Origin of the sequence: Domibacillus enclensis, assembly GCF_900156125.1 — a bacterium.
GTDB lineage: Bacteria > Bacillota > Bacilli > Bacillales > Domibacillaceae > Domibacillus > Domibacillus enclensis.
This window is the reverse complement of sequence record NZ_FTLX01000002.1, coordinates 167,811-178,418: the sequence shown is the minus strand read 5'-3', so window position 1 is coordinate 178,418 and position 10,608 is coordinate 167,811. Positions and strand designations below refer to the sequence as shown.

At 48.1% G+C, this 10,608-nt stretch carries 9 protein-coding genes; 6 read left to right on the top strand and 3 right to left on the bottom strand.

Features of this window, described 5'->3' with window-relative positions; translation table 11 throughout:
- Nucleotides 1-5 precede the first annotated feature (5 nt).
- From BW952_RS04790 to BW952_RS19120, 3 genes are all read right to left on the bottom strand, one after another.
- Nucleotides 6-968 (bottom strand): dockerin type I domain-containing protein, encoded by a 963-nt coding sequence (locus BW952_RS04790; RefSeq protein ID WP_045849358.1) that lies wholly within the window; start codon nt 966-968, stop codon nt 6-8.
- Between the two features lie 62 nt (nt 969-1,030).
- A complete protein-coding gene (locus BW952_RS04785; RefSeq protein WP_045849357.1) occupies nt 1,031-3,028 on the bottom strand; it encodes a cadherin-like beta sandwich domain-containing protein in 1,998 nt (665 codons plus the stop codon).
- A gap of 95 nt (nt 3,029-3,123) precedes the next feature.
- Entirely contained in the window at nt 3,124-5,001 is a 1,878-nt protein-coding gene (locus BW952_RS19120; RefSeq protein ID WP_052698345.1) for a putative Ig domain-containing protein, read from the bottom strand.
- 196 nt (nt 5,002-5,197) lie between these two features.
- Here BW952_RS19120 and BW952_RS04770 point away from each other — a divergent pair, with 196 nt between their 5' ends.
- The 6 genes from BW952_RS04770 to BW952_RS04745 all read left to right on the top strand — a co-directional run bounded on the left by BW952_RS04770 (nt 5,198) and on the right by BW952_RS04745 (nt 10,599).
- Complete coding sequence (locus tag BW952_RS04770) at nt 5,198-6,202, top strand: S-layer homology domain-containing protein (protein ID WP_045849356.1); 1,005 nt, start codon at nt 5,198-5,200, stop codon at nt 6,200-6,202.
- 348 nt (nt 6,203-6,550) lie between these two features.
- On the top strand, nt 6,551-7,465 hold the full coding sequence (locus tag BW952_RS04765) for an NERD domain-containing protein (protein ID WP_045849355.1): 915 nt from the start codon (nt 6,551-6,553) through the stop codon (nt 7,463-7,465).
- Nucleotides 7,466-7,906: 441 nt separating this feature from the next.
- The gene (locus BW952_RS04760) at nt 7,907-8,929 is read left to right on the top strand and encodes an S-layer homology domain-containing protein (RefSeq protein ID WP_052698344.1); all 1,023 of its coding nucleotides are present in this window, start codon (nt 7,907-7,909) and stop codon (nt 8,927-8,929) included.
- 47 nt (nt 8,930-8,976) lie between these two features.
- Nucleotides 8,977-9,681: an SH3 domain-containing protein gene (locus tag BW952_RS04755; RefSeq protein ID WP_045849354.1), complete on the top strand. Its 705-nt coding sequence runs from the start codon at nt 8,977-8,979 to the stop codon at nt 9,679-9,681.
- Between the two features lie 142 nt (nt 9,682-9,823).
- Nucleotides 9,824-10,336 (top strand): hypothetical protein, encoded by a 513-nt coding sequence (locus BW952_RS04750; protein ID WP_052698343.1) that lies wholly within the window; start codon nt 9,824-9,826, stop codon nt 10,334-10,336.
- 11 nt (nt 10,337-10,347) lie between these two features.
- Complete coding sequence (locus BW952_RS04745; protein WP_045849353.1) at nt 10,348-10,599, top strand: ribosomal protein L7/L12; 252 nt, start codon at nt 10,348-10,350, stop codon at nt 10,597-10,599.
- The last annotated feature ends 9 nt before the right edge of the window (nt 10,600-10,608 follow it).

Here is a 10,608-nt window from a genome sequence, read left to right as displayed (position 1 = left end):
TATTTTTATTTTCCTACAGCAGCTTTCATAATCAGGTTCGCGTCGATGGCATTCACCTGGCCATCGCTGTTCAGATCAAGTACTTTTTTCTGAATAGCAGTCAGCTTCGTTTTGTTGGCGATCGCTTGATAAACCATCAGCGCGTCCGCGGATGTTACCTTGCCATCCCCGTTCCCGTCTCCAGTCAAAAACCAATGCGCATATAACGTTTCATTTGAAGCACCGATGGTAAATGCGGCGCCTTCTTCATGTGCTGTTCCGCTTCCGCTTGCTGCTGTGTTCCAGCCGACAAAGGTAAATCCATTTTTGACGAGTGTTTCTTTACCCGGGAGAGTGATGGATGCCCCTGCTTTTCCAGACATCGAATCAGGGGCTGTCCCTGCGCTTGCACCGTTCGCATCAAACGTCACGGTGAAGTTTGAAACTGGTTCGTCCACGGCAATGTGGTTGATTCCATGCCAGCTGGCACGCTCCGAATAAAGAAAGACGGTATCCACATTATCAAACGTTTCATCGAGCTCAACGTTTTTGGATTCAAATTCGTTTACCCTGTGGTCCGTGTGAAAGGACGCTTCAGCGACCTCCTGGTGATCCCGGTAGCCTTTTACTTGAATCTCAATAGAAGCCCCTTCTCCATAGTTAGAATAAAAAAAGCTGTTCAGTTGAAACTCGCTTCCGTCCGGTGACGTCATGCCCATTCCTGTCCATCCATTGTTTGACAAGTTCTCTTCATAGCTTGAAAGAGCCACAAAACCATCGTCCAAAAATGAATCTCCGTGAACGAGCTGCTTCTCTATGAGCGTCCCGCTTGTATCGCTAATATTGTAAAATTGGAGAGTGAAATCTTGAATATTATCGGAACCCCCATCTCCGTCCTCTGCAATCCCGTCCACCCAAACCGCTTCTTCATTAGAAGAAAAGGAAATCGTTGTCGGTGAAATAGCCTCGGCCGTTTGAACACCTGTCAATAACAGAACGGCACCTATACACATGAATAATTTTTTAATGAAACTCACCTCTCTTGAACGGACTATTTTCCAACAGCAGCTTTCATAATCATGTTTGCGTCGACGGCATTCACCTGGCCGTCGTTGTTCATATCAAGCGCTTTTTTCTGAAGGGCGGTCAGCTGAATTTTTCCTGACGTATACTGGTACACCATTAGCGCATCTGCTGATGTCACCTTGCCATCTCCGTTTCCGTCCCCTTTTAGCAATTCTCTCGTCACGTTGACCGTATAGGTTTTAACGGTTCCGTTTTCCGCTGTCACTTCGACCGCGATCGGGTTGCTTCCAACAGTAAGGCTGACTGGATTTGCTGGCGGCTGGCCATTTACCGTCACGGCTGCATTTGCATCAGACACAGTCGGTGTGACGATGATGCTTGCCTGGCTGTTGTCGACACTGACTGCGTACTCCATTGTTGCCGCATCGAACTGCGGATCTAGTGTCCCTTCGCTTACCGCAAGACTGGTTAAATCAGCGTTTGAAGAGGCCGCTGCCCGGGTAATGGTCACTGTGTATGTTTTAATCGAACCATCTTCTGCTGTTACTGTCACTGTGATGATATTTGCGCCGACTTGAAGTGGAACGCTGGATGAGCTGCCACTCGCCACGCTTGTTCCATTTACCGCTATCGTTGCTTTCGCATCTTCAGCAGAAGGGGTTACGTCAATCGCAGCGACGGAATGACCGACACTTGCTGTATAGCTTGCTGTTGCTTTGTCAAAAGTCGGCGATAATGTGCCATCGCTTAAGGCAAGGCTGGCTAAATCTGCATTGTCTGACAGCGATTGAATTAAGCCGAAATCATTGCTTGTCCCGTAAAGCGTGCTGATATTTCTTAAACCTCCATGCAGCATGGCAAGTGTGAATGACCCTTGCGCATCGACCATATACGTTAATTCATCGGCATAATCTACAATGAGCTGAGAGACTACCTTTTTACTTCCAGTAATCCATCCGCCTCCATAGTTGGCCATTGCGAAAAAATGACCCTCGGCCCAGTCAAGAGACCACGAATCGACTAAAGCATAAAGGGCTGATCCGTTAGAATAAAGACCTGTAAAGTAAAGATCTCTCCCAGCTCCTTCATGAAGCGTCTCCCGTTTCCAGCTGCCTGACTGATTGGAATGAACGTACAGATTGGTTCCTGTTTTTGTATCACCAGAGTAGATTCCCGCATCGTATCCGACATATGCTTTTCCATTTTCATCAACGATTAGAGGTGTGTAGTAGTAGTACTGCTCCTCAGCAATAGCGTCAATTATTTTTTGAGCCGCTGGAAAACTGGCATCATTCAGTGCTTTTTTCGTGTAATAGTAATTTCCATAATAAGTATTCTGATGATCTTCTTTTACATAAGAAAGGTGGACGACATCCTGCCCATCTACTCTTACAATGGGGTCATGAACCTCATCGGTGCCGCTCGTGCCCGTCGCAATCACCTGGGTTTGCCACGATCCAGATTGATTCGTAGCGTATTTCGCGTAATACTGGGTATCGACGTATTTATATACAATGTGCGCATTCCCATTAGAGTCGACAGCAAGTGTCGGATCATAAAAATTCCTCCACCCATTTGGATGGCTGTAGCCCTCTACTTCTGAGAACGTCCATTTCGTTCCATCGTAAACACCGTATTTTACTCCGCGGTGGCTCGTGACTCCTGATCCAATATAATGCTTGTAAACCAGATGAACTTTTCCATCCTTGTCCACTTCCAGGTCCAGCGAGTCACTAAAGCCAGTGTCGCCAGTCAATGCGGTTGTCACACTCGGCAAAGAGTCCCAGCTGCTTCCATTCCACTTTTTCACCGCGATAGCTGTTGCACTTACTTTATGTGTTAAATAAATCTCTCCATTCGGTCCTTCAGCCAGTGCATTCCACGCCCATGTATTCTGGCTGTAGGTATGAACCGGTGATTCTTGAACCGTTCCCGCCGCTTTCGCTTGAAAAGGTACTAGCTGAAGAAGCAGTAAAACAATGAGAGAGATTGATAGTAAATTACTTTTTCTCTTCGACTTCACAATTGATCCTCCTTGTTGACCACCTGAAAAGGAATAGGTCTTTTTTAATATCGGCTGGTTTATTTGAATTATTTAACTTTTCTAATAATAAAGATTTAAGGCGTGTGTCTGCCCATAAATTGAAACGTTCCGCTCGGGTATCGGTCCCATTCCCCAAGAAGCTGGAAGGAGCCGGAGCCCGTTCTGATCCCTAGCTTCCTCGTAATCGTTCCGCCGTTCATGAAAATAGGCGCCGGACCTGTTCCGTTTGGATCGCCGATCACGTCCATCACCTGGCCGTTCTTTTTCAAAACGAAGGCAACTGGGTACTGGCTCGGTCCCCAAAGGTTCCATTCTTCGTTGTAGTACCAGGCACTGGTCAAGTCAAAGTAGTCATAAAAAGTGGAGTTAATGATGTTGTACGTATTTCCCGGCCATGTATCGAATAAGGAGCCCGAATGAACAGTTCGCTTGCCTGCGGTTTGATCCCACAAGTGGGCTTCAAGCGTATATCCAGCCGTTTTTTCTGAAGAACTATTGTAGATTTCCAGTGCAATGCGTCCATTTCCGCCGTCCAAATATTCAGAAAAAAAGAACGAGCTTCCCGTTTGAGCAACTACGTGGATGGTGATGCGCACCGCTTGATGCTCGGATGAAATCACCCAAATTTGTTCAGTACCGGCGGCTCCTGGCAAATAGGTAACGACTTTTCCCGATAGCGCGCTTGATACGCCATTTGATCGCAGTTCAATAGCAGTCGCTTGCGGAAAGTACGGTGAAATATCCACTACAACACTGGAGGCACCCTGCTTGGTTGTTACATCGATCCATCCGCCCGGTACGACCTCCACGGAACGGACGTCTATAAAGGTTTCGGCTGACGCTTTTCCGTCACTGGCGATAACTTTCAGCTTTGTCCTGCCAATGCCTTCCGGCTGAATGGCTACGTCACTTCCGTTTACTGCTGCGGCTGCGATGGATTCATCCAGGGAGACCGCTGTAAACGTTAACGAGTCGCCATCCGGATCACTGAACAAACTGGATAAATCGATGGAATCACCCGGCACGTTCAAAACAGCCAGCTGCTCCGGCACTTGTCCGGTCACTTCCGGTGCTTGATTGACCACTTTTTCTTGAATCGTAAAATCAATAATCGTTTCAGCTGTTTCATTTTCCGCGTCCTTCGCTGTTACTTTCACCTTCAAGGCGCCGGATTCTGCCGGTGTCCCGTGAAAGGTCTGGTTCGTTTCGTCAAACGTAAGCCAATTTGGCAGCGGCTGCCCGTTTTCTAATGAAGCGGAATGGGTGAGTGCATCGGCTTCGTCAATGTCGGCGAATGTATTTTCCGGCAGCGTCCATGAATATTCTTCATCCGTCACTGCCTGCTGCGGATCGGGCGCTGAAATAAGCACAGGTGCATCGTTCACATTGCTCCATTCCACGACGAACTTCGGTGCCAACGACTGCCCACTGCTTCCGCTCGTATACGTTTTCATCATGAGCGAAGCGTCTGCAGCGGTCAGCACACCGTCCCCGTTCATGTCGAGTGCCTTTTTCTGTGTCTCAGTTACCGTAACTTTTCCATTAATCACCTGATACACGAATAAAACATCCGCCGGGGTGATCAAGCCGTCGCCATTGCTGTCACCAAGTTTGGTCACCGTTGCCTGGAAACGGTCGGCTAAGCGGCTCGTTCCATCGTCCCCCTCCACCGTTAAAACCGCAGCACCGCTGGTTTTCGGCTCAAAATGAACTGTAGTGCCTGAAGCAGCAGCCGTTATCACACCGGCATTCGAAGACGAAGCGGTTACCGTCAGCAGCTGCTCGTTTAAAGCAGAGAAATGTGCGGTTACGTCTGCCTCCATCTTCCCATTTTCCTGATGGAGAGAGGATTCCAGCCAGTTCATGTCTGCGGCGTATGAAAGGTTTGGCGCTTGAGTAAGAGTGAAGACGGACAAAAGAGCCATACAAGACGCTAATTTTTTATTTCCCAAATGGTCCTACCTCCATTTTTCTATCTTATAACACATGAAAAAGGGACTATTATCTTTAAACATCCTAACAGAACATTCGACAAATTTCTACAAAATTTTCATGATCCTTTCACTTCATAAATGATCTTGAAAATAAGGTAATGATTGGATGAATATGCTATACTTTTGTGTAACTACAATTAAAGGAGATTATAAAATGACTTTTAAAAAGAAAGCGATGACAGCGGCGATCACACCCGTTCTAGCTGTCTCTATTTTCACCACTTCCGTTTCAGCTGCCCAGTTCCCGGATGTCAAAACGAGCCACCGGGCGTATGAAGCGGTGGAAGCGATGTCGAAATCAGGCATTATTTCCGGATTCCCGGATGGCACATTCAAGCAATATCAAGCCGTCACCCGTGCCGAAAGTGCTATTCTGATTGGCCGCGCGCTCGGTGTCAAAGTAACGACACAAAATGCTGTATACTCCGACCTGCCATCAAGCTCACGCGCTTATCCGTATGTCGCAGAGCTGATGGACCGCGGCATTTTCAGCGAAAGCACTCGTTTTTATCCAGAGCGACCGCTTTCCCGTTCGGAAATGGCGATTATTTTAACACGCGCCTTTGAATTGCCAGCCTCTTCTGCTATGCCGTTCAACGATGTTTCTGCCTCTCACGGTGCCGCATCCTACATTTGCGCACTGGCAGCGGCGGGCATCACGTCCGGTGTCGGCGATGGGAAATATGACCCGAATGGCATCGTAACACGTGGCCAGCTAGCGATCTTTTTGAACAATGCGCTGAACTATGAAGACGTACCAGGCGAGGATGACGGTGAAGTCGTCGATCCAGGAACTCCAGCTCCAGGCCCAGGTACTCCGGGCGGCGGCGAAACAGCGGCTAGCATTAAAGCGGAGTATAGCGATGATTTTGCTGATTTGCAGGCAGAAGCAAAATCGGACTTGGATGTACTGGCTGGTCAAGCGAAAGCAGAGATCGCATCCGGGGCAAGCTTGACAGCAGTTTACGACAAGTACTATCCGCAGGCGCTTCAAGCAGAGCAAGAAACAGATGCTGCGTTTGAAGTGATTTACGCTCAGCTGGTTGCTGACCTGACAGGTGCTGGATTCAACGCAACCGAGGCGCAGTCGTTCCGTACGCAGTATGAAGCGGCGAAGAAACAGTTGAGAGAAGACTTGATTGCTCAAATTTTAGGGTAATTGTTGTTTGCTTTGGTTGGGGGAGTTGCACGCTTTGGCCGGGGGTTGCACTCTTTTCTCGGAAGTTGCACGCTCGAGCCAAAGCTTGCACACTTTTCTCGGAAGTTGCACGCTGGGCCGGGGGTTGCACTCTTTTCGCTGAAGTTGCACCCTCGGCCCGGAGTTGCACACTTTTCCCAGAAGTTGCACGCTCGAGCCAAAGCTTGCACACTTTCTGAAAAATTTGCACAGACATTTACAAAAATTTAACATTTCAGATGAAGGAATTGGAATCCTTGATCAAGAAGTTTATTTTATAGCCTAAAAAGGAGGTAACCTACTATTATTCAGCATCGCGAAAAACCTATTTTGATTGAAAAGCTGGAAATCCTTTTAAGCCGTCTTCCAGCCAGTCACCCCTCCATTCCCTTGATTGAAAGTGAACTTCAGCGGACCCGCGCAGGATTTCAGGGGGAAAAGGATGTTGATTACCACTTGCGCGAACTGAACCGTCCGGGTATTTTTATTCTTCATGATTTGCGATTGAAAACGACGACTGGATCGTTTTTTCAAATGGATACGCTGATTTTGACAGAATCCTGCGCTACTATTTTGGAAATTAAAAATTATGCAGGCCCCATCACGTATGATACTCATACTCGTCAACTGATTCGGGACCACGAAGTCTTGTCCAACCCCTTTCTTCAAGCACGCCGCCAGCAAAATCATCTTCAAAATCTTCTATTAAACGAACACCTTTCACATTTTCCAACCAAGGCATTTGTTATCATAGCGAATCCGCGAACACGGCTTGTCGTTGAACCACCTGATGAGAAAATCTCTCAAATGCTTCTTTATCCTTCAGAAGTTTCTTCCAAAATAACCTCTTCATCAAAACGACTGACCGGAACGGAACTCTCCAGATTCGTGACACGATTGAACAAATTAAACCGTCCTTTTGATATGGATTTATTTTCGCATTTCAAAATTGAGCCCACTGTCATTATAAAAGGAATCCGTTGTCCGCAATGCGGCACCTTTGAGATTCAGCGGGAATATTCCGGTTGGCGGTGCCGAAGCTGTTATTCCAAATCGAAAAGTGCTCATTTCCAGGCACTGTATGATTATTCCCTTTTATTCGGGCAGCCACTGACTGTGAAAAAAACGCTGGATTTTTTACAAATGACCTCACGCTTCACAGCTCAACGGCTGCTTTCAAAAGTAAGCCACCGGGACGGCTATCGCTATTATCTAAATTTGAGTGTTCTGAAGCAGCATAAATAAAAGAAAGTTGCACTCTTTGGCATGGGGTTGCACACTTTCCACGAAACCTGCACGCTCGGGCGGGACTTGCACACTTCCCACGAAACTTGCACGCTCAGGCGGGACTTGCACACTTCCCACGAAACTTGCACGCTCGGGCGAGACTTGCACACTTTCCATGAAACTTGCACGCTCGGGCGGGACTTACACTCTTTCCATGAAACTTGCACACTCGGGCGGGACTTGCACACTTCCCACGAAACTTGCACGCTCGGACGAGACTTGCACACTTTCCACGAAACTTGCACGCTCGGACGAGACTTGCTCACTTCCCACGAAACTTACACGCTCACCCCCGAAACTTGCACACTTTCCTGCCATTTCTTTAACAATCTTCCTCAACTCCCTATTTTCCGCCAAAACCACATGCTATTATAGTAGAAAAAGAAATGGGGAGATTGTGTGAGAAAACATTTTGCGATTGCGACGGCGCTGCTTTTATCGGCTTCGCTTTGGAGCGGTTCTGCGGAGGCGGCGGCTTTTCCGGATGTGCATCCGAATGAGAAGGCTTACGATGCGGTGGAGGAAATGGCGGCGCGCGGATTAATTTCGGGCTTTCCGGATGGTACGTTTCGTCAGAATGAGCCAGTGACACGGGCGCAGAATACGATTTTTCTTGGGCGCGTTCAGGGTGTGAGCGGCTATGAGAAGGTGGAGCTGCCGTATTCGGATGTGGCGCCGAGCCAGGCGGCGTTTCCGTATATTGCGTTTTATGCGTACAACAATGTGTATGAACTCGGCAGCCGTTTTTATCCGGATACGGTGGTGACGCGGGCGGAAATGGCGCGGACGGTTGTGAAGGCGCTGTATTTAAACGGTACGCCTGAAACGGGCTTTTCGGATGTTCCGGCTTCTCATCCGGATGCGGTTTACATTAACGCGCTGGCGGCGAATGGGCTGACGTCCGGCGTCGGCAATGGTAAATATGACCCGAACGGGATTGTCACACGCGGGCAAATGGCGATTTTCATGCTGAATATTGATGAGTTTATTGGCGAGCCGGAACCGGTGGAAGAGCCGGAGCAGCTGTATGACATTGACCCTACCTTTGAGCCGAGCGCGATTGAACGTGAAATTTGGACTATTGTTAACGAGGAGCGGGCAAAAGAAGGACTGGCTCCGCTAAAGCTGGCAAAGGATCTCAGCTATGTGGCACGTGTAAAGTCTCAGGATATGAAGGATCTTAATTACTTTGACCATCAGTCGCCGACGTACGGAAGTCCCTTCAGCATGATGAGCGATTTTGGTCTGACCTTTTCCCTTGCAGGTGAAAATATTGCCGGGGGCTACACGGACGCAGAGGATGTTATGAACGGCTGGATGAACAGCCCCGGTCACCGAACGAATATTTTAACGCCAGAATACGAGGAAATCGGCATTGGTGTATACGGGCGCTATTACACACAAATGTTTATTACGCGGTAAGAAAACTATAGTATAATAGACCCGAATCTATTGAAGGGGGAATTTTTTTGAAAAGCAGCAAAGTTCTTTATGTACTCATCTCTTTTATTGTGGCATTCTGTTTCATTTCTCCTGTCCAAACGGAAGCAGCGCCGAGCGTCGGCTATGTGGCGATTGACAGCGGCTCGCTAAATGTCCGCAGCGCACCGAGCACGAAAGCAAAGGTGATCGGCTCGCTGAAAAACAATGTGTCGGTTTCCGTGTATTCTCAGTCGAAAACAGGCTGGAGCGAAATCGGCTACAAGGGAAAACGCGCGTATGTTGCGTCTCAATATTTGCGCATGTACAGCTTCCTGCCGGACAAAACGAAAGCGTACACGTATAAAGCAGACGGGGAGCTGTCAACAAACGTTTACGTTGGCAAGTACAACGGCTGGGATGAGTGGATGGACGTCGACAGTGAAGAATCGTATCTTCTGTATGAAAATCAAAAGGGCCTTTATGTCGGCTGGCCGGAATCTGAATACTACACAGATATTGCGTACCCGGTGAAAATCGGCAAAAAGTGGACGGATGCCTTTGACGAATCACTCACGTATACGATTACCGGATCCGGAAACGTGCTGACGACAGCAGCCGGCCGGTTCTCAGGCGTTGTGACGGTGAAATCATCAGACGGGTACATCAGCTACTACGCGAAAAATCATGGCTTTATCAAGGGCACCTACAAAGGAAAAACAACCTCTGAGCTTGTGAAGATCACCAAAAAGTAATCGGAGAGCCGCTTTCGTAACGGAAGCGGCTTTCTTGCGTTTATATTTCAAAATATGACATTTTATACATTTTAACAACATCCCTTTCTTTCTATATTTATCCTGTTATACTGTCACTAAATTGGGTAAAGGAGGAAAAAAGATGCAAAAAACTATATGGGCTCGTTTTATTGCCATAACAACTGCCATTGTGATGGCGCTGCTTCCCTTTCACTCCCCGGCGGTTCAGGCAGCAGAAGCCCCAACGATTTCGGAGGAGCGGGCAGATGAGCTGGCGCCGATTTTAAAAGCGATTGAGGACATTCCGGATGAATTATTGGAGAAGGAAGATCCGGACGCGATTAAAGCATATTTTTTGGAGAAGGATATTGACATGAATGTGGTCGAGCAGGCACCGCCGGCAACTGATGGCATGGTGGAAACACAGGGTGCCTGGGACTGTTCCCTCGCCATTGCGGAGATTGTCGTGCTGAACGCCATTCCGGTGGCACGCATTGCCAAAATTAAAAAGTATATTAAGGATTTAGGCGGCTATTACGAAACAGCAAAACTGCTCGTCGGTGCGACCAATGCCGGGGAAAAGTTCGCCGCTTTGTCTGCACTGATTGCTGAATTATCCGGCTTTACGAAGGTGAAAAAAGACTGTAACTTATAGGAGGAATGAACATGTCCAGTGCGGTTCTGTCATTTGTAATTATTGCAGCCCTGGTCGCGATCATCGGTGTGCTGCTCAGCCGCCGTCAAAAAACGCATCCGACGGTGTTGACGGATGCGGGGCTTGAACAAAAGGTGCAGGCGATGCTCCAGCAAGGCGGCAACAAAGTGCCGATCGTGAAATTTGTCCGTGAACAAACGGGCGCCGGCCTGGTAGAAGCCAAGCAGTTTGTCGACCGGGTTGAACAGGAGCATACGCATTAACAGTGAATG

Bases quoted from the DNA above. Each gene is read 5' to 3' on its own strand.
- BW952_RS04770 (WP_045849356.1), top strand. From the start codon at position 5,198: ATGACTTTTAAAAAGAAAGCGATGACAGCGGCGATCACACCCGTTCTA.
- BW952_RS04750 (WP_052698343.1), top strand. From the start codon at position 9,824: ATGCAAAAAACTATATGGGCTCGTTTTATTGCCATAACAACTGCCATT.
- BW952_RS04745 (WP_045849353.1), top strand. From the start codon at position 10,348: ATGTCCAGTGCGGTTCTGTCATTTGTAATTATTGCAGCCCTGGTCGCG.